We start from the raw sequence: 17,209 nt of genomic DNA on the forward strand, positions 1-17,209 counted from the left end.
GTTGTTCGTGACAACACCATAGCCGTTAACTTAAGGGAGTAATTTGGCGCAAACCTTTTAAAATCCCCTCTCGAGAGGGGGCGCGTAGGAACGTGTTGTAGCAGGGGTGTGTTATACAAGCGATGAGCCGCACGTAGAATAACACACCCCTCCACCCCTCTCAAGAGGGGAATCGCACATTCCCACGCTTTTAAGGAGTTTTTACTTTAAGTTAACGGCAATAGTGACAACACTAACAACGGCAGGAAGGTGTTATCGGTAACAACGTCGGGAGCTGCGAAAAAGAGCAGCTTTTATTCAATTCATGGTAATCCTAAAATCCCGTAAATCACGGTTCAGAAACATATTCATAAATCGCACCCTCTTCGCCAAAATCCTTGATCTTTTTGAGGTTTTTAACTTTTTGGATGTCCTTTAGGTTGATAAGCTCCGGGTTTTCGAGCACGTTAAACCAGATGAGGTAGTAATGCTTTGCGTTATAAAACTTATCAATATCCTTAGTGAAAAAACGGTGAGGCACCAGGTAGGATGACATACCTGAAAAGAAGTAAACGGCCTCATGGGCATCAGTATAAATTTTTACTCCGGGTTTAAAGAGGCTTTGATCGCCGCTACGCAGGTATATAGCAAATTCAGAGTCTATCCAGCTTTCGTCGGTAAACCCAGGATTACCGTACTCATCAACCACCTGATCATGGTACCGGGCCTTGTCAATCAAAAATTCGCTTGTGATAAAGCCAAGCATCAATACAACCATTAGTGCGCTAACCATACGCCGCGTATTGATATTGTGTAGTTTTTTCAGCAAAAGGAGGGCCCAGCTGGTATATCCCCATAGGGCCGTAATATACAACGGTGATAACAAACGGTGATTGATACGTTCGTACCTCGAAAACGTAGATGAAAGCACAATAAATGCCCCGTAAATTAAGGCGAAGGTAATGGCAAGGTTTTCAAAACTATCAATTTTGCGGCGAAAGTAATTAAATGCAAGCGCCGCAATAAAGCCCAGAAAAATAATGACGGCCAAAGGTATTGCAGCCCAGTATTGATTGGGCGTAAGGCCTATCCAATCGCACATTACAGTACCAAAATAATAAAGGTTTTTACTGAATGGTGTAATGGACGGTTCGCGCGGACCAGTTGTTGTACCTGTTACAAAAGCATTGAAAACCAGGTTGCTTACCAATAATGAGATACAAACTGCTCCGTAAATAATAATATGAACGATTTTCTTTTTTAATGGTAAAACCCTGTCCAGCAGTAAAAGTAAGCCGCCTGTACCTACAATAGTAACTGCAGCATAGCGGGTGATACAGCTCAGGGCAGCAATTGCAGCTGCTATGATCAATGCTTTGATTGTATGCGTAAGGAGGTATTGCCTGAAGGCTACCAAAAAAAACAGGATCTCAAGAATAAACAGGGTCTCCGACCATAAGTAGGAATAAACCTGCAGCAACGGCGGGCTCAGGATAATAGCTGCAAGCATAAGCCATTTATAAACCCTTGATGCCGGCACAAAACGCTCCATTATCCACCCGCTGGTAAAAATGAGTGCAGCGAACATGATCCCGTTCATTATCGCGCCAAACTTAACCGGATCTATCTGTGTGATGAACGAAATAATACCGAGATAAATAGGGTAAAAAACCGGGAAATCAACTATTGGCACATGGTTAAACGTGAATAAGTTACCATGGCTTTTAAAGCTTCTGGCCGCACTGGTGTACATAATACTATCCGGCGAAACACCAACACCGCTATACCTGAAAAACAAGCTTAATATAAACCAACCGATAAGGGCGGCTAAAACAGCATCGAGATTTTTTAGGTAGCGGCTTTTTTGCATAGGATAATATAAATATTGGTAAAAAGCAGAAAAGAAGAAAATGTTTTAGGGCAAGGGTTTTATTTTAACCGAAAGGCATCTTTATAACCGTGATTGTTTCGCTCCTACCATGACAAGTTAAAAAAAACGTTTGTCATGCTGAGGAACGAAGCATCTTCTTCGCTCTGTATAGCGGCTTTGCCCATCGAAGAAGATCCTTCGCTATCGCTCAGGATGACAAAGGGTTATTAGCGCAATGATGTGGTTAAGATTATTTTTGTCTTAAGCTATCTGATCCAGCACTGTGCTAATAGGCTGGTCGCTGTCAATCAGGATGCCTTTTACGCCAGCTGCAGTTCCAGCTTCAACATCACGCTCACGATCGCCAATAAAGTATGATTTTGAAGGGTCGATATTGTATTTGGCTATTCCCTGCAGCAACAGTCCTGGTTTGGGCTTGCGGCAATCGCAATCGCCGGTAAAGTTAGGGTGGTGCGGGCAGTAAAAAAAGTCGGTAAGCTCAACGCCATGCTCATGATAAACCTGTTTCAAATGATTGTGCATTTTTGCCAGTTCATCCTCAGTATACCAGCCTTTGGCCAGCCCTCCCTGATTAGTAGCAATCAGCAGCATATAACCGCGATCCTGCAGGGTTTTAAGGGCATCGAAGTTGTCAAGTACATGGAAATCCTCAAAACGGCGAACATAGTCGCCCATTTCCTGGTTTAAAACCCCATCACGATCTAAAAAAACAGCTTTAACTTTATCAGGCATCGATTGTAAATTTTCGGCAAAGGTACGGAATTTTAGTTCATGGTTGATAGGTGATGAATCATGATGCCTTCTGAAGTAATGATCTGAATGAAAAGAAACCCGGTAATCCTTTAATCCCCAAAACAGGTTCAGACAAATGAGACGAAAAAAGCAACTAAGCTCCATCTCTAACATTCATTTTTCAAGCACAAAAAATAAAAACATACAACTACGTAATATCGTTAAGGATACTGCATCTAAATAAAAATGGCAGGTAAATACCAGGCCAACAAACTTAAATTAAAATGGATACATCACTTATTACAACAAGCACATCTTTAGAAGGGTATAAAGTTACCAGGCATTTGGGCGTTGTTCGCGGCATTACAGTTAGAAGCCGTAGTGCGCTGGGCAATATTGCTGGCGGGTTTCAATCATTGTTTGGCGGCAGGCTTTCAATTTATGTTGAGCTTTGTGAAAATGCCCGCGAAGAAGCTTACCAGCTTTTAATTCAGCATGCACAAGCTATAGGCGCAAATGCCATCATTAATATGCGTTATGATGCTAACGAGGTAATGCAGGGCATTACCGAAGTGCTTGCCTACGGCACCGCAGTAGTGGTTGAAAAGATTTAAAATATAAAAACCGGGAGTGATAATTCGCTCCCGGTTTGCTTAGTGAGGGTTAAGGTTATTGAAAGTGTCATTAATTATTGATACGTAGGTATCTGCGTACCGACTCATAATCGTTTATATCAATATTTTTGGCTACTGATGCCGCCACACCGCCCGGAATAATTACATAGCGATATTGTAACACGGTGCTAAGGTTTACCGAATTTGAATTATCAAGTGTATAGCGGGTAATATTAAAGTGCTTAAACCTGGGTGCAAAATTGATGACGCTTGCTTTGTTACCGGCATAGGTTATATGAGGCAGGGGGAATACGCCACCACCATAGGTAAAGTAAACCTGTATAAGGGCGTGTGACAGATTTTCGGTTGTCAGATCGTTGGCAGGGATATCCGCAACATGCATCAAACTGTTATCGATGGTACTGTCACGAAAATTTTTGGCGTACACCCAATCCGAATAAATGACATTGGCTGTACCGGCAGGTCCGCGCAAACTAAAAGCTGCTCCCCATGTTGAGCCAACTTTAGGGCCATATAAAGCGTAGTTATTTTTATCAAGATAATAATCACCGGCTTTGCCCAGTGTAGCTGCCGGAGCGCCTGTGCCACTTAGCACTGTATTTCCGTTGGTGCCGGCCGCACCTGATGGGCCTTTTAATGAAAAATTAGTTCCCCACCCTGCTGCTGTTTTAGGTCCGTATAATAAACCGCTTGTAGTATTGAGGTAAAAATCACCTTCTTTACCAATCGCTGCTGTGGGTGCAGTTGTGCCGCTATAGATGACACTTCCATCGCTGCCATCGGCGCCTTTAGGGCCTGCGGGCCCGATTGGGCCCACAGCGCCGGTATCGCCTTTGGGGCCAACGTCGCCTTTTTTACAAGCTTGCACAAGCACAAAAAGCGCAACAAATAAGATTAACAGGTAATTGATTTTTTTCATGTGGATTTGGATAAATGTGTTTGGATGTTTATTGCTGACGGTAGTAGCAAATACCTGCCTTCAGTTGCATGATCCAAAAATGCCAACCTCGCAAAACAAAATAAATAGCAGAGTTACGCTATCATAAGCGAACATTTACCCAATTAAACCACGTAGTTTAACGTTCCCTGTTTCGGTATTAACGCACACCTTATCACCGATTTTTGTAGAAAGAATAGATAAAAATGTTATCCGAACCTATCGCTATAAAACAAAAAGCACGCTGAAAATAGTTTCAGCGTGCTTTTTGTTTTATACTTAAAATACCTTATTTAAAGTATGAAAGCGGGATGGTTTTCCACATACCATGGGCAAGGTTGCCTATCAATAACTCATATATAAGATAAACCGGCCAAAACACGTAGTGGATAATAAGTAAAATTACGCTATGGTTATAATACCAGCTTATCATTAGTGTGTATAAACCTAATATAAGGTAAAGTATACTGGTTTCACGCTTTTCCATTTCGGGCTTGTTATTTTTTCAGTTAATTTACAAATAGCATTTAAATTAATGGCAATTTTTCATGTTGTAAATTACCGTGTAATCGGCGGTGCTATTGGTTTGCTGTTTGCCGGTTTTTGCATCGTATTTATAAGGCTTTTGTGCAAGCTTGTTGCTTCTGAGCTGAAATTCGACACTTAACGTATCCGTGCTGCCTTCCTGGCCGTAAGTCCATAATGCTTTTATCACATTGCCATTTAAATTACCCATCAATGAGCCTTTTCGGGCATCTTTTTCTTTAGGCAGCCAGTCCATATCGCCCGTAACTTTGTTGCCGTTAATGTGCAGGTTTATTTTTGTAGTGTCCTGACTGGCAGTTCCTTCGGTAGTATAAAAGCAATACTCCATGTTTACAGCGGGGGCATCGGGGGCGTTAGCCATGGCGGTGTCTTCCTTTTTTATTACCGTATCGGCATCATTTGTTTTTTGATTGCCCGAGCAAGAGGCAACCGTTATTGCAATAAGGGAAACAAAGCCTATTTGAAATTTCATAACTGTGGTGATTTTTTTGTTATGACTATTAAAATAGTAAAAGGTTCAATCACTAAAGGCTACAGCCATTAAATAGTTACAATATACTGATTAATATTGTTTGAACCCCGGCTATGCTTGTTTCTTTTCGGGTGGGGTTGACACAATTTCACCAAATTCATTTACATATGCCAGCATGCTCTCAAGATCGCCGCTGGTTGCATTTTGTTTGCGCTCCTGTTTACGTTGTTCTTTATCTTCCTTTTTTTTCTGGCGGTTTTTTTCCAGTTGTTTTTTCATGAATGTTGCTTGCGATTTAGCCATAATTATGATTAATTAAGTTAAACAATAGCTATTCCGTATAGCGATAAAAAGGCCGGGCAAGGCTATAAATGCCTGTTTAAGTGTGCATGAAATGATCTTTAAGTTAAGTTCCGGGCAGCAACGGTATCAGCGGGAATAAAACAGATCAGCATCAAAAATAGCTTGGCGCTGTAAGCTGGAATAGCTTTAAAATTTTGCCGTTATACACAAAGATAGCAAAAATAGCCGGATTTTCAATAGTTCACCTTCATGATGCCATAAGCGTAGCCGAAAAATTCGATATAAAACAATCTTACATGTATTTTAAAATGGGGGATAGATGTTATATTTAGCCCGCAAACCAATTCAACAATCCTCATGAAACGCAGAAACTTTGTTCAAAGCTCGGTATTGGCCGGTGCTTCGTTATTTACTACAAGTGTTTTAAAAGCTGCCTCACTTACCGGCGGTTCTGAACCTGCCGGCGAAGCAACAATAATTGCCGGCGACAAGCCTTTTAACCTTAATTATGGTATTCATGATGGCATGTTTAAAAACCATGCCGGCGATGATTTTATTGATCAAATAAAATTTGCTTATGATAAGGGGTTTCGTGCTATTGAGGATAATGGTATGAGTGGCCGACCAGTTGAACAACAAAAGAAGATAGGTGACACCCTGGCAAAACTGGGTATGGCTATGGGCGTTTTTGTACAGCCTGGGCTGGGTAATGACAGCAACATGCTTGCCAACGGCAATGCCGACCAGGTTGAAAAATTCATAGCTTCCTGTAAACAGGCTATTGAAATAGCCAAGCGTATAGGTAGCAAGCTGGTTACCGTTGTTCCCGGCGATTTTGTACGTAAGCTGCCCATTGGTGTACAAACGGGCAATGTTATTGAAGCCCTGAAAAAAGGAACGGCTATACTTGAACCACATGGCATTATCATGGTGCTTGAGCCGCTGAGCGATAATCCCGATCTTTTTCTGCGTACTCCCGATCAGGCTTATGCTATTTGTAAGGCTGTAGGAAGTCCGTCATGTAAGATCCTGTATGATATGTACCACGTACAGCGTAACCAAGGCAACATCATTCCAACGCTTGATTTAGTGTATGATGAGATAGGTTATTACCAGATAGGAGATAATCCCGGCAGGAAAGAACCCGGTACCGGCGAGGTTAATTATAAAAATATCTTTAAACACATTTATAATAAAGGCTACAAAGGCGTAATGGGTATGGAGCACGGCACAGCAGGAGCAGGGAAAGAAGGCGAACTTGCACTGATTAAAGCTTACCGGGAGGCTGATAGTTTTATTTAGCAGATGGGAGCTTTTGCTGAAGCTGTTTCCCAATGTCAATAAAACTCCTGTGATTGAGCGGGAACTCCAATATTACATGGGCGAGGCTTAAAATAAACAACCACTTGATGCCCATGCGATAATTGTAAAAATATAAACTTACCGAAGCTACCCAGAGCAGCAGGATCATAAGTGCGTTAACCTTGCTTACACGATGCCAGTTGATGACCTTTGTTTTGCTGAACCAGTTTATGTAATGATAAGTATAGGCAAATGCTATTGTTCGGGTTAATATGATACTGGCAGTGTTGGTGTATATATTGATAGTTTGATTACGCAGCGTGGTGGTGTTTATGCGGGCAAAATGCTCATAGGAGTGTATTGCCCATTGTGTTGGCACGTTGTGCATATTGTTAAATAATAAGCTTAACAACAATGGGCAAATTAAAAAGGTAATGAAAGCGATATAACCCGAAGCTCCTTTATGCTTTAATGCTCCCAGCAGTAAAAAAGCCCCGGTAAAAATATAAACGTGAATAAGCGTAGGGATATATAGTCCGAAAATAGTACGCAGTATGTTGTTTGATAGTAAAAAGTACCCCATTGCAATCAGCAATAAAAAGGCAAAAAACCTGTATAGGTTGGTGTTGATTACCAGTAATATGAACGAAAGGCCAAAGGTATAGTATACCAAATTAGCCGAAGGTATTCTCAATACCAACGAAACGATTACAACTCCTGCAATTAATAGGTAATCGTATTGTTTAAGCGTGAAAAACTGGCGGGTATTCAGCCATGATATCTCGGTGAGGTAATGCAGCGGGCCCAGTATGGCGTATGATAACAGTACCAGCTCAAACGGAATAAACAGTGCAAATACAGCCGAAGCCAGCATAGCCACTATGTTTAAATAATTGATGCGGGTAATAATGGCGGTCATTAATTGCTGATAGAAATTGTATTAGGTGAATTTACCGGCAAATTACGCAATCGCCAAATAGTAAACTAAATACTTATTTTTAATCGATGAAACTTAAGCTTCTCCTCTTTTTTCTTCTAATATCGAACACCCTTTTTGCCCAGGATACTCTTTTTGCCCGAAAATTAGTTGATACATTAACATCCCCTTATTTTTGGGGCAGGGGTTATGCTAAGGATGGTGTGCAAAAAGCTGCCGTGTTTTTGAGTGCCCAGTTAAAATCATATGGTGTAAAGCCTATGGATGGCAAAAACTTTTTACAGGATTTTAGCTATCCGGTTAATACTTTTCCAAGTAAGATGGAGGTTACGGTTAATGGGAAGCAACTCAAACCCGGCAAGGATTTTATCGTTTCGCCGGATAGCCGCGGAGTGACGGGTACCGGGCAACTGATCAAAAAAGATAGTACCCATTTTATCGATCAGCAAAACAGGATCATTTTATCGCTGGAGGATAAGCTAACCTGGTCGGTAGAGGGGAAAACTTTGGATTATACGGTGATACAGGTTGATAAAAAAGCTATTAAAGAAACTCCGGTAACGCTTAGCGTTGCTATTGAGAACAAGCTGATACCTGATTTTAAAACAGCCAATATTTGCGGTATAGTAAAAGGGACATCTAAACCCGATTCCATTATCGTGATCACTGCACACTATGATCATTTGGGCGGCATGGGCAATAAAACTTATTTCCCCGGCGCTAATGATAATGCCAGTGGCATTGCCGAACTGATGGGGCTTGCCCGCTATTATGCTAAAAACCCCTTGCCGTTCAGCGTAGCTTTTATTTGTTTTTCGGGCGAGGAAGCCGGTTTACTTGGCTCAAAATATTTTACGCAAAACCCGCTTATCGCACTTAAAAATATCCGATTCCTCATTAATCTTGATTTAAACGGAACCGGGGTTGACGGCATAACCGTGGTAAATGCCAGCGTTTATCCCAAAGAGTTTACCACTATACAACAGATCAATAAGGAGAATAATTATTTTGTAAAAGTGGCTCCGCGCGGTAAGGCAGCTAACAGCGATCATTATTTTTTTACCGAACAGGGTGTCCCTGCATTTTTTATTTACACATTGGGCGGTATAAAAGCTTATCATGATGTTTTTGACATCAGCGCTACGCTGCCACTCAATAAATATGCTGAATTGTTTAACCTGATAGTTAAATTTAACAGTAGAATTGCTGGTTCCCGATAGCCGGTTAATCAATTTAGTTATTTATGCTTAATCCAAACTTTAATCCGTTTCCTGTTTTAATAACCGAGCAACTCATCTTAAGGCGTTTTACCGTTGAAGATGCTGCCGATCTGTTTGAGATGAGATCTGACGAAACGGTGATGCGGTACATCCATCGGCCAATCAGTAAAACTGTTGATGATGCCTTTGCTTTGATAGGCGTGATAGATGAGCTGATTGGTAAAAATGATGGCATTACCTGGTGTATCTGCCTGAAAAACAGTGATAAGTATATAGGGAGCATAGGCTTTTGGCGAATTGAAAAACAGAATCATCGTGCAGAGATAGGATACCTTTTAAATCCTGCGTTCCAGGGGCGCGGGCTCATGCAGGAAGCCATGGCAGCGGCTGTCAACTATGGGTTTAATGTGCTTTTGCTACACTCGGTAGAAGCCCGTGTGAGTCCGGATAATGTCGCATCAATTAAATTGTTGCTTAAAAATAAATTTGTGCAGGAAGCCTATTTTAAAGAGGATCACTTGTTTAACGGTGATTTTGAAGACACTTTGGTGTATACGTTATTAACACAAAATTAAATCTGTTAACAAATTAATTATGCCAGCTATTTTTAATTAAAAAAAAATGATGCATGTTTACGCATAGAAACCAATTATACCTGTGCTGAAAACAATTCAGTTTAAATGGGGTTAACATTAAAAAACAAAAGAAACTTATCATGGCAACAGAAAAAGGAAGCGGTATTACCGCTTATTCAGTGAAGACAAAAACTAAAAATGTACCGATGATCAATCCCGTTATCGACGTAAAATCGGGCAGATACATTGCCACAGGAACTGACAGTGAAGGTAATAAGATGGCTGCCATTATGGGTAAAGCTACTGCCGAAGAACATATCAAAAATGGTAATGCAAAAAAAGGCTCAGGCTGGTAAATAAAAATTAAAAAAAGAATCGCCCTGTATTTTTATTAAATGCAGGGCGATCTTGTGTTTTATACCGCTGTGGATAACATACTTCGCCTTTGCTTTTCTTTTGGCAGTTCGGGTATAACTTGAAATCTGCAGGAACGCAAAATTGTTATTGATTTGCCCATTTGTAATCAGACTCATCAGTAAATTCGTGGAAAGTTATTCGTCTTAAATATCCTTCCAGTTCGTCAAGCGTATTAGTGTCAGGGCTTATTACTATTTCTGAACCCTGTTTTTCAAGAGATGCTTTAATAATTACTTCGTAATTTTTGGTGTGGATTCCAAATTCAAGATTGTTAAACCATTTATTGTTGGCTATTATTTTTCCATAAAACATCGCATGATGAAAAGATTTAAGTAATTCTGCCGATTTCAAAAGATCACCTTTTAAATCAAAGAAATTTACCGAAATTGTGGCCGAATCGCCATTTTTTTCCAATAGTAATGAGGCTTGGTGTTTTCTATCTTTAGAAGGTTTTCTCTTTAATTCCTTTTTATAGATGAACCCGCATTCAATTACTTTATGATAAGCGCTGTCGAAAACAGCTTTATCCCATCCGTATTTTTCTGCACAAAGAATAGTTATCCTGTGTATGGCGTTCAGGATAATTTTATTCTGATTTTCGGGTGAGCTTAGCCAATATTCCTTTTCGTTAAAAACAGCTTCAACATGTAGTATGCTTCCAAAATACCCTCTTATACAATCTTCATTTCCAATGTCAACGGAAATTCTTGTAGTACCTGTAGGTTTGTAACCGTTAAGAAAATCAATGTATAAGTCGGAGATTAGATTGTTTCGAATAGCCAAATCTTTATTGTTACTGTTTTCAGAGTGGCAGTAAAGCGTAATATCATAAAATCCGTAACGCATAATTCTCTTTAGTTTTACTTATCCGATGGGTTCTTCTTTTTATTCTGCAGCATTTCAACCATTTTAATTAAACGGTCCCGTCGGGTTTTTTCCTGTTTGGCTGTGAGGATCCAAAGCACATATTCTTTTTTATGACTGTAGGCCAGTGATTGAAAGTAATCAAGAACGCCCGAATGTCGCTCCAATGTTTCCTTTACATAGTCGGGCAGGGTAACTATTTTGTTATCGATATCAATAAAAGCACTGTGCTCGTTGTTCCGAACAGCGTCATTACGCCCCTCAGAAACCTTTACTGCTTCAACAGGGCGGAAACGTAATGCTGTCCATACTTCGTTAATTGCTGCTGAGGCTACCGGCCGAAGGCCATATTGCGCGGGTGCGTCCCAACTGCTCATCATTTCCAGGTCTGTTTGGATACCCGAATTTTTTTTGGGGTAGATGATCCAGAAAACGGTGTCGGTTTTAAGCAAAGGGCTTACTACCTTGAGTTCAGAGACAAGTTCGCTGCTGTTTTTTACAAATAACTGTATGCCATTAAATTCGCCGTCGGTACCAAAAATGAGGTTGGTGTTATCAGGCAAGGGGGATAAACTGTCGGGATAGCCATTAGGAGCATTTTTAATTAGCCAGCGCGAATTTGGTTTGATCAGCAATTTTTTGGCAAGGGCATTCATTGTAAATAGTTTGATAATGGATGAGGCTAATGTAAGCATTAAATTAAAATAGAATGACAAGCCGCAACCCCCGCTACGGGGTATTTTTAATAGCTTTGCCCTTACCACCATCAGCCAATTTCAATGACGCATATACTTGATAACCCTGCCTGGAACGCGCTTAGTACCGGTAATAAAACTCTTGCACAGGGAAATGATACTGCTAAATATTTCCCGAAAGAAATATCACCCTTTGTTGGGATTCCCGAAGTATCTGCCGAAAACTTTAGTGCCCTTTATGATTCCATTCCTTTTGAAAGTTATTTCATATTTATAGCCCCGCATGATATTGTGATACCCGAACGGTGGACAATAGTGCAATATCTGAAATGCCTGCAAATGGTTTTTGAGGGAGAGGTGCCTGCCAATATTTCGGATGATGGCCTTGTACCGCTTACAGGGCAGCATGTGCCTCAAATGCTTGAACTGACCCAATTGACCAACCCGGGCCCTTTTATAGACCGAACCATTGAATTTGGACATTATCAGGGTATTTTTGATGATGGTAAACTGGTTGCAATGGCTGGCCAGCGTTTAAACCCCACGCCTTATGCCGAGATCAGTGCTGTTTGCACCCATCCCGACTACCTGGGGCGTGGTTATGCGGGCAAATTATTGTTGAACCAGGTTAAACGCATTGAAGAGGCTTCCGAAATACCTTTTTTGCATGTAAAGGCCGAAAATGAAAGGGCTATTAAAGTATATGAAAAGCTCGGTTTTGTGACCAGAAAGGAAATGTCGTTTTATGTGTTAAAGAAGTAATTTCAAAAAAATGTCATTGCGAGGAGGAACGACGAAGCAATCGCATGCTTTACAGAGCGGCTATCCCTCCGTGCGATTGCCGCGCTGCGCTCGCAATGACATATTTATTTATATCGCCATCTTGGCAAAAAAGTCCCAAAGCACGATCCCTGCGGACACAACAATATTAAACGAATGCTTGGTGCCAAATTGAGGGATTTCAATACATTCATCAATAACCTGCATTACTTCATCGCTTACGCCGTTTACTTCGTTACCAAAAATCAGGGCGTATTTGCCGTCTTCGGCGGGTTGAAATTCGTGGAGCATGGTACTGTTTTCGGCTTGCTCAATGGCTATGATCCGGTAGCCTTCTTTACGTAATTGTTCAACGGCCAGTAAAGGGGTATCGTAGTAGGTCCAGTTAACGGATTGGGTTGCACCAAGGGCGGTTTTTTCGATTTCGCGGTGGGGAGGCTGGGCGGTGATACCACAAAGGCAAATCTGTTCAACCGCAAAACCGTCGGATGTACGAAAGATAGAGCCGATGTTATGCATGCTGCGTACGTTATCTAACACAACAGCTACCGGTAATTTATCCTGTGCTTTAAATTCATCAACCGTAGCCCGGTTCAGCTCATCCAATTTTAATTTGCGCATCCCTATAGTTTATTAGTTAAATGGTTCATTAGTTCATTGGTGTTTACCGCAATGAGCTAATGAACCATTATGAGGGCGCAAAAATATTAAAAAAAGCTGTTAGTTAAGTACAGATGCAAGTTCGCCTACGCCATCTCCAATAAGGGAGCTGTAAACAGATGGGGCATAGCCTATTTTTTGCGTATAATATTCGGTAACTTCCTTGCTGAAATTGTCAAATGCGTCGCCTTTTACCAGGGCAATAGCACAACCACCGAAACCTGCACCCGTCATACGTGCACCCGCAACGTCAGGGTTGGTTTTGCTGTATTCAGCAACAGTATCAAGTTCAACGCCGCTTACCTCGTATAGATCACGCAGTGAATCGTGCGAAGCGTACATCAATTTACCAAACTCTGCCAGATTGTTGGCAGCAAGGGCAGCAGCGGCCAATTTTACGCGGTCGTTCTCTTCAATAACGTGTTTGGCGCGTTTTAATACTATAGGGTCTGTTATAAGGTGTTTGTATTGCTCAAAAGTAGCACTGTCTATTTCACAAAGGTATTTGATATCCAGTTGCTGTTGCAAGGCGCCAAGGGCAGCCTGGCATTCCTGCACGCGTTCATTGTATTTTGATTCGGCCAGTTTGCGGGGCTTGTTGGTGTTTATAATAGCAAGTACATAATCACCAAGGTTGCTGTCAACTGCCTGGTAATCCAGTGTATCACAATTAAGCATTAAGGCCTTGTTTTTTTCGCCGAAGGCTACTGCAAATTGGTCCATAATACCGCAGTTAACGCCAATAAAGTTGTTTTCTACATCTTTTGATAGCTTTACCAAGTCAAGCTTGCTGTAACCGCTTGTAAACAGATCGTTAAGTGCGTAGGAGGTAACCACTTCGATAGAAGCAGATGATGAAAGTCCGGAACCAATAGGGATATCGCCATAAAATAACATATCCAGTCCTTTTAGCTGATGACCATCCTTAATAAAACGGTTAATTACGCCAATAGGGAAGTTAAACCAGTTTTCGCCGGTTTTTTCGTAATTAAGTTGCAACGGGATATCTTTTTGCTCATTAAAATTTAAACTTCTGAAGCGGAAAATGCCATCCTCATTTGGCGATGTCAATAAATAAGTGCCAAAAGTAATGGCGCAAGGCATAACCAAACCTCCGTTGTAATCAATGTGCTCGCCTATAAGGTTTACACGGCCCGGCGAAAAGTATGCGTTGTCTGCTTCTTTGTTAAAGATCTTAATAAATTCCTGGTGCAAATTATTCTTCATTATTCAGGTTAGTTTTTCGGAAAACAAATATTATAAAAATTGTCAACTTTACAGTTATAAATTTAATTTAATTTTTAATTTATTTTAATGAGATAGTTTTGCAGATATTCGAACCGGATAAAATCAGTTTAACAAGTCAAATAAATACTATGAAGCAATACCTTGTAACCGCATATGATTATACTGATGCTGAAGCGTTTGATCGCCGTATGGCAGCACGTCCGCACCATGTTGATGGTGCTAAAGCGCTTAAAGCCAACGGTAATTTAGTTGCGGCAGGAGCCATGCTCAATGATGAGGGTAAAATGGTGGGTTCAACAATGATTGTACAGTTTGAAACTTACGAGGAACTGGAAGCGTGGAAACAGGCAGATCCTTACATTACTCAGCGTGTTTGGGAAAGTGTTGATGTGAAGCCGTTTAAAGTGGCGGACTTGTAGGTACTCATAAATGTCATTGCGAGGGACGAAGCAATCGCACGGAAGCATGGCCGCCCTGTATAGCATGCGATTGCCACGCTACGCTCGCAATGACATGATTTTTAACCATTGTGCTGCGCCCATCGGCTCATTTTCCAATAACCCTGGGCATCTTTGGTATAAAAGGCTATATAGGCTTTACCCTGCATAGTGAAATTAAAATCAAATTCGGTTACGGAATTATCGTCGGGCAAAAAGTTGGTGACAATACTGTCGGCAACGGCAGCAAGGGTGATACCAAATTCATCAATCGGTTTAGCCTTTTTTTCAATGCTATCTATAAAATCGGCATAATTATTAAATTTATAATCGCCCGACGCTTCCTGCTGTCTTGCTGCTGTAAATGCCGCTTCTGCCCATTCCTGCTTATAGGTTTCCATAGCTTTGAGCAGGTCACCGGCGCTTATTTCTGGTAATCCATCGTTTCCGGTAGTATTGTAACTATTCAGTATTTCTTCTTTACTTCTCATACGGTATCAGTGGCTCGTAATTATCCTCAGGTAACTATTTTCCTATTTATTAAAATAATAAAAGGATGCCAAATTACTGACATCCTTTTAATTTTTTGAGAAATAGATCAAAACCTGTGTCATTGTGTTCTCTAACGATCCCTCGCCAGAGGACCCTTAGGTTCGGCGCTCTCCAAACATCTGATATGATATTCAAAACAGCGAATTTGCATGGCGTATACATCAGGGGGCTTTGCAAGTTTAAGTTAACCCGCAAAATTGTTTTGTCGTTTAATCAGCAAGGCGCTTTGTTTTGCCCCTCTGGGGCAAAGGGTATTTCATACCCTTTATGCTACAAACCCTTTTGCACCTCTGGTGCATCTGTCCTTAAGCATCTCAATTAATATCAGATTATGTTATAAAACCTTGCAGGCCCCAGCGGGGCCACCTGTTTATAGCTTTAAAAAAGCACATTTTTGGGCTCCGTAGGCGCCTCCTGTTGAAATTTAAGGTTGACGAATTTTGTTGGTAAACTTAAATTGCAAGAGACCCTGATGGGACGTTGTTTTTTAATTTTGAACTTTCATTAAGCCTCAGCCAAACCATTCAATACATCTATATCATCTTCTGATAGCTGAATATCGGCGGTTTTCATATTTTCCTCCAGGTGTTTAACGCTTGATGTGCCCGGAATGAGCAGGATGTTAGGCGAATGATGTAATAGCCAGCTTAAAGCAATCTGGTGCAGCGTGGCGCCATGTTTGGCTGCAATGCGGTTCAAGATAGCTTCGCCCTGTACATTGCCGCCACCAAGCGGAAACCAAGGAATAAAGGCTATGTTATGATCGCGGGTATATTCCAGCTCGGCTTCCCATTTGCGGTTATCAACGCTGTACATATTTTGTACAGATACAACCTCAAAATATTGTTGGGCAAGCTTGATGTCTTCAACGCTTACTTCAGATAAACCAATATGCCTGATCTTGCCTTCCTGTTGGGCTTTTTGTAAAAACTCAAATGATTTTTCGGCAGGCACCTTAGGATCTATCCGGTGCAACTGGTACAAGTCGATACGATCTACCTGGAGGCGTTTCAAGCTGCCTTCAAGAGCCTCTTTCAAATGTGCCGGCGAAGAGTCTATCGGCCATTCACCCGGGCCTGTACGTAACAAGCCGCCTTTGGTACCAATTAAAAGATCGGCAGGATATGGATGCAAAGCTTCGGCAATTAATTCTTCTGATACATTTGGTCCGTAGCTATCTGCTGTGTCAATGAAGTTAACTCCCAGCTCAACGGCGCGCTTCAGCACACGGATACTTTCTTCTTTATCTTTCGGTGGCCCCCAAATACCGGTGCCGGTAATGCGCATTGCACCGTAACCCAAACGATTAATAGTAATGTCGCCACCAACGGTGAACGTTTTTTCAAATGAACTTGTTGTGCTTGCCATGGTAATGTTTTTTGGTTTTATTACTGTAAAGTTCAACTAAAAAACATCACTATTGTTCATGAAATCTATAACACAAATGTCATTTTGAGGATACACTAATGGCACTAATAAAATGTGCACGAATTACACGAATTAGCGCGATTTTCCTGCGCTGTAACTATTCGTGTAATTCGAATAAATTCGCTTTCTATTAGTGTCTAATTGATTATCTTATCTCCATGCGCCCAATATCAATCCCATCAGCGTAAGTGATACCACACTGTAGCCGCCGTTTATAAATATCAGCCGCCAGCTTTTGAGCTCGAACAAACTATGAATGGCTATAGCGCAAAATGTCCAGATACCTGCAAGAAAACCGGCTGCTGTGCCCCAGGCAAGGTCGGTTTTAGCATCGGCTAAAAACATAGCGAGATTTACGGCCATAATAACGGAAAAGAAAGCTGTAAAGCCGAAAGCCCGGCCTTTATTTGATGCCTGGAGTTCGGCACTGGTCAATTTATTATCTGCCATCCAGGCGTTAGCAAACAGGGCAGGAGAATACCAGATGCCGCCAACTAAAAATGCAGACAGCGCTGCAACCACAACGGCCAGCCAGTTGATGAGTTGAAAATTCATGATATTAAAGTTTAAATTAATTGGTTGTACTAATATAATTAATA

The 17,209-nt window shown here is 41.2% G+C and carries 21 protein-coding genes; 7 read left to right on the forward strand and 14 right to left on the reverse strand.

The window, feature by feature from the left end; all coding sequences use genetic code 11:
- Positions 1-328: 328 nt before the first annotated feature.
- Together MTO98_RS11035 and MTO98_RS11040 are read right to left on the reverse strand one after the other, a co-directional pair.
- Positions 329-1,849, reverse strand: coding sequence for a hypothetical protein (locus MTO98_RS11035; RefSeq protein WP_243486705.1), 1,521 nt, complete (start codon positions 1,847-1,849; stop codon positions 329-331).
- A 261-nt stretch (positions 1,850-2,110) separates the two neighbouring features.
- Positions 2,111-2,776, reverse strand: a complete 666-nt coding sequence (locus MTO98_RS11040) for a D-glycero-alpha-D-manno-heptose-1,7-bisphosphate 7-phosphatase (RefSeq protein WP_371825414.1) — start codon at positions 2,774-2,776, stop codon at positions 2,111-2,113.
- 110 nt (positions 2,777-2,886) lie between these two features.
- Between MTO98_RS11040 and MTO98_RS11045 the strand changes: the two genes are divergently transcribed.
- Complete coding sequence (locus MTO98_RS11045) at positions 2,887-3,216, forward strand: YbjQ family protein (protein WP_243486706.1); 330 nt, start codon at positions 2,887-2,889, stop codon at positions 3,214-3,216.
- A 70-nt stretch (positions 3,217-3,286) separates the two neighbouring features.
- On the opposite strand, the gene MTO98_RS11050 is transcribed toward MTO98_RS11045, so the two are convergent.
- The 4 genes from MTO98_RS11050 to MTO98_RS11065 all read right to left on the reverse strand — a co-directional run bounded on the left by MTO98_RS11050 (position 3,287) and on the right by MTO98_RS11065 (position 5,495).
- Complete coding sequence (locus MTO98_RS11050; protein WP_243486707.1) at positions 3,287-4,156, reverse strand: collagen-like protein; 870 nt, start codon at positions 4,154-4,156, stop codon at positions 3,287-3,289.
- Positions 4,157-4,463: 307 nt separating this feature from the next.
- A complete protein-coding gene (locus tag MTO98_RS11055) occupies positions 4,464-4,661 on the reverse strand; it encodes a hypothetical protein (RefSeq protein ID WP_243486708.1) in 198 nt (65 codons plus the stop codon).
- 45 nt (positions 4,662-4,706) lie between these two features.
- A complete protein-coding gene (locus MTO98_RS11060; protein ID WP_243486709.1) occupies positions 4,707-5,192 on the reverse strand; it encodes a hypothetical protein in 486 nt (161 codons plus the stop codon).
- Between the two features lie 111 nt (positions 5,193-5,303).
- Positions 5,304-5,495: a hypothetical protein gene (locus MTO98_RS11065; RefSeq protein WP_243486710.1), complete on the reverse strand. Its 192-nt coding sequence runs from the start codon at positions 5,493-5,495 to the stop codon at positions 5,304-5,306.
- A 357-nt stretch (positions 5,496-5,852) separates the two neighbouring features.
- On the opposite strand from MTO98_RS11065, the gene MTO98_RS11070 reads away from it, so the two are divergent.
- On the forward strand, positions 5,853-6,797 hold the full coding sequence (locus tag MTO98_RS11070; protein WP_243486711.1) for a hydroxypyruvate isomerase family protein: 945 nt from the start codon (positions 5,853-5,855) through the stop codon (positions 6,795-6,797).
- Here MTO98_RS11070 and MTO98_RS11075 read toward each other — a convergent pair.
- Positions 6,790-7,716, reverse strand: a complete 927-nt coding sequence (locus MTO98_RS11075) for a hypothetical protein (RefSeq protein ID WP_243486712.1) — start codon at positions 7,714-7,716, stop codon at positions 6,790-6,792. The genes MTO98_RS11070 and MTO98_RS11075 overlap by 8 nt on opposite strands.
- 86 nt (positions 7,717-7,802) lie before the next feature.
- Here MTO98_RS11075 and MTO98_RS11080 point away from each other — a divergent pair, with 86 nt between their 5' ends.
- From MTO98_RS11080 to MTO98_RS11090, 3 genes are all read left to right on the forward strand, one after another.
- Entirely contained in the window at positions 7,803-8,954 is a 1,152-nt protein-coding gene (locus MTO98_RS11080) for a M28 family metallopeptidase (protein ID WP_243486713.1), read from the forward strand.
- Positions 8,955-8,977: 23 nt separating this feature from the next.
- Positions 8,978-9,529 carry a GNAT family N-acetyltransferase gene (locus MTO98_RS11085; RefSeq protein ID WP_243486714.1) on the forward strand — a complete coding sequence of 184 codons (552 nt, stop codon included), beginning with the start codon at positions 8,978-8,980 and terminating at the stop codon, positions 9,527-9,529.
- Between the two features lie 140 nt (positions 9,530-9,669).
- On the forward strand, positions 9,670-9,885 hold the full coding sequence (locus MTO98_RS11090) for a hypothetical protein (protein WP_090526601.1): 216 nt from the start codon (positions 9,670-9,672) through the stop codon (positions 9,883-9,885).
- A 145-nt stretch (positions 9,886-10,030) separates the two neighbouring features.
- On the opposite strand, the gene MTO98_RS11095 is transcribed toward MTO98_RS11090, so the two are convergent.
- Together MTO98_RS11095 and MTO98_RS11100 are read right to left on the reverse strand one after the other, a co-directional pair.
- The gene (locus MTO98_RS11095; protein WP_243486715.1) at positions 10,031-10,792 is read right to left on the reverse strand and encodes a hypothetical protein; all 762 of its coding nucleotides are present in this window, start codon (positions 10,790-10,792) and stop codon (positions 10,031-10,033) included.
- A 14-nt stretch (positions 10,793-10,806) separates the two neighbouring features.
- A complete protein-coding gene (locus tag MTO98_RS11100) occupies positions 10,807-11,505 on the reverse strand; it encodes a YdeI/OmpD-associated family protein (RefSeq protein WP_243486716.1) in 699 nt (232 codons plus the stop codon).
- 84 nt (positions 11,506-11,589) lie between these two features.
- On the opposite strand from MTO98_RS11100, the gene MTO98_RS11105 reads away from it, so the two are divergent.
- A complete protein-coding gene (locus tag MTO98_RS11105; RefSeq protein ID WP_243486717.1) occupies positions 11,590-12,267 on the forward strand; it encodes a GNAT family N-acetyltransferase in 678 nt (225 codons plus the stop codon).
- 108 nt (positions 12,268-12,375) lie between these two features.
- On the opposite strand, the gene MTO98_RS11110 is transcribed toward MTO98_RS11105, so the two are convergent.
- Together MTO98_RS11110 and MTO98_RS11115 are read right to left on the reverse strand one after the other, a co-directional pair.
- Complete coding sequence (locus MTO98_RS11110) at positions 12,376-12,906, reverse strand: RNA methyltransferase (protein WP_243486718.1); 531 nt, start codon at positions 12,904-12,906, stop codon at positions 12,376-12,378.
- Positions 12,907-13,005: 99 nt separating this feature from the next.
- Entirely contained in the window at positions 13,006-14,172 is a 1,167-nt protein-coding gene (locus MTO98_RS11115; protein WP_243486719.1) for a galactokinase, read from the reverse strand.
- 149 nt (positions 14,173-14,321) lie between these two features.
- Here MTO98_RS11115 and MTO98_RS11120 point away from each other — a divergent pair, with 149 nt between their 5' ends.
- Positions 14,322-14,612, forward strand: a complete 291-nt coding sequence (locus MTO98_RS11120) for a YciI family protein (RefSeq protein WP_243486720.1) — start codon at positions 14,322-14,324, stop codon at positions 14,610-14,612.
- 101 nt (positions 14,613-14,713) lie between these two features.
- Here MTO98_RS11120 and MTO98_RS11125 read toward each other — a convergent pair whose 3' ends face one another.
- The 3 genes from MTO98_RS11125 to MTO98_RS11135 all read right to left on the reverse strand — a co-directional run bounded on the left by MTO98_RS11125 (position 14,714) and on the right by MTO98_RS11135 (position 17,165).
- Entirely contained in the window at positions 14,714-15,121 is a 408-nt protein-coding gene (locus MTO98_RS11125) for a hypothetical protein (RefSeq protein ID WP_243486721.1), read from the reverse strand.
- A 565-nt stretch (positions 15,122-15,686) separates the two neighbouring features.
- Positions 15,687-16,550: an aldo/keto reductase gene (locus tag MTO98_RS11130; RefSeq protein ID WP_243486722.1), complete on the reverse strand. Its 864-nt coding sequence runs from the start codon at positions 16,548-16,550 to the stop codon at positions 15,687-15,689.
- Positions 16,551-16,760: 210 nt separating this feature from the next.
- A complete protein-coding gene (locus MTO98_RS11135) occupies positions 16,761-17,165 on the reverse strand; it encodes a DUF1761 domain-containing protein (RefSeq protein ID WP_243486723.1) in 405 nt (134 codons plus the stop codon).
- Positions 17,166-17,209: the final 44 nt, after the last annotated feature.

This window comes from Mucilaginibacter sp. SMC90 (assembly GCF_022811725.1).
Classification (GTDB): Bacteria; Bacteroidota; Bacteroidia; order Sphingobacteriales; family Sphingobacteriaceae; genus Mucilaginibacter.

Bases quoted from the DNA above. Each gene is read 5' to 3' on its own strand.
- MTO98_RS11035 (WP_243486705.1), bottom strand. From the start codon at position 1,849: ATGCAAAAAAGCCGCTACCTAAAAAATCTCGATGCTGTTTTAGCCGCC.
- MTO98_RS11040 (WP_371825414.1), bottom strand. From the start codon at position 2,776: ATGTTAGAGATGGAGCTTAGTTGCTTTTTTCGTCTCATTTGTCTGAAC.
- MTO98_RS11045 (WP_243486706.1), top strand. From the start codon at position 2,887: ATGGATACATCACTTATTACAACAAGCACATCTTTAGAAGGGTATAAA.
- MTO98_RS11050 (WP_243486707.1), bottom strand. From the start codon at position 4,156: ATGAAAAAAATCAATTACCTGTTAATCTTATTTGTTGCGCTTTTTGTG.
- MTO98_RS11055 (WP_243486708.1), bottom strand. From the start codon at position 4,661: ATGGAAAAGCGTGAAACCAGTATACTTTACCTTATATTAGGTTTATAC.
- MTO98_RS11060 (WP_243486709.1), bottom strand. From the start codon at position 5,192: ATGAAATTTCAAATAGGCTTTGTTTCCCTTATTGCAATAACGGTTGCC.
- MTO98_RS11065 (WP_243486710.1), bottom strand. From the start codon at position 5,495: ATGGCTAAATCGCAAGCAACATTCATGAAAAAACAACTGGAAAAAAAC.
- MTO98_RS11070 (WP_243486711.1), top strand. From the start codon at position 5,853: ATGAAACGCAGAAACTTTGTTCAAAGCTCGGTATTGGCCGGTGCTTCG.
- MTO98_RS11075 (WP_243486712.1), bottom strand. From the start codon at position 7,716: ATGACCGCCATTATTACCCGCATCAATTATTTAAACATAGTGGCTATG.
- MTO98_RS11080 (WP_243486713.1), top strand. From the start codon at position 7,803: ATGAAACTTAAGCTTCTCCTCTTTTTTCTTCTAATATCGAACACCCTT.
- MTO98_RS11085 (WP_243486714.1), top strand. From the start codon at position 8,978: ATGCTTAATCCAAACTTTAATCCGTTTCCTGTTTTAATAACCGAGCAA.
- MTO98_RS11090 (WP_090526601.1), top strand. From the start codon at position 9,670: ATGGCAACAGAAAAAGGAAGCGGTATTACCGCTTATTCAGTGAAGACA.
- MTO98_RS11095 (WP_243486715.1), bottom strand. From the start codon at position 10,792: ATGCGTTACGGATTTTATGATATTACGCTTTACTGCCACTCTGAAAAC.
- MTO98_RS11100 (WP_243486716.1), bottom strand. From the start codon at position 11,505: ATGCTTACATTAGCCTCATCCATTATCAAACTATTTACAATGAATGCC.
- MTO98_RS11105 (WP_243486717.1), top strand. From the start codon at position 11,590: ATGACGCATATACTTGATAACCCTGCCTGGAACGCGCTTAGTACCGGT.
- MTO98_RS11110 (WP_243486718.1), bottom strand. From the start codon at position 12,906: ATGCGCAAATTAAAATTGGATGAGCTGAACCGGGCTACGGTTGATGAA.
- MTO98_RS11115 (WP_243486719.1), bottom strand. From the start codon at position 14,172: ATGAAGAATAATTTGCACCAGGAATTTATTAAGATCTTTAACAAAGAA.
- MTO98_RS11120 (WP_243486720.1), top strand. From the start codon at position 14,322: ATGAAGCAATACCTTGTAACCGCATATGATTATACTGATGCTGAAGCG.
- MTO98_RS11125 (WP_243486721.1), bottom strand. From the start codon at position 15,121: ATGAGAAGTAAAGAAGAAATACTGAATAGTTACAATACTACCGGAAAC.
- MTO98_RS11130 (WP_243486722.1), bottom strand. From the start codon at position 16,550: ATGGCAAGCACAACAAGTTCATTTGAAAAAACGTTCACCGTTGGTGGC.
- MTO98_RS11135 (WP_243486723.1), bottom strand. From the start codon at position 17,165: ATGAATTTTCAACTCATCAACTGGCTGGCCGTTGTGGTTGCAGCGCTG.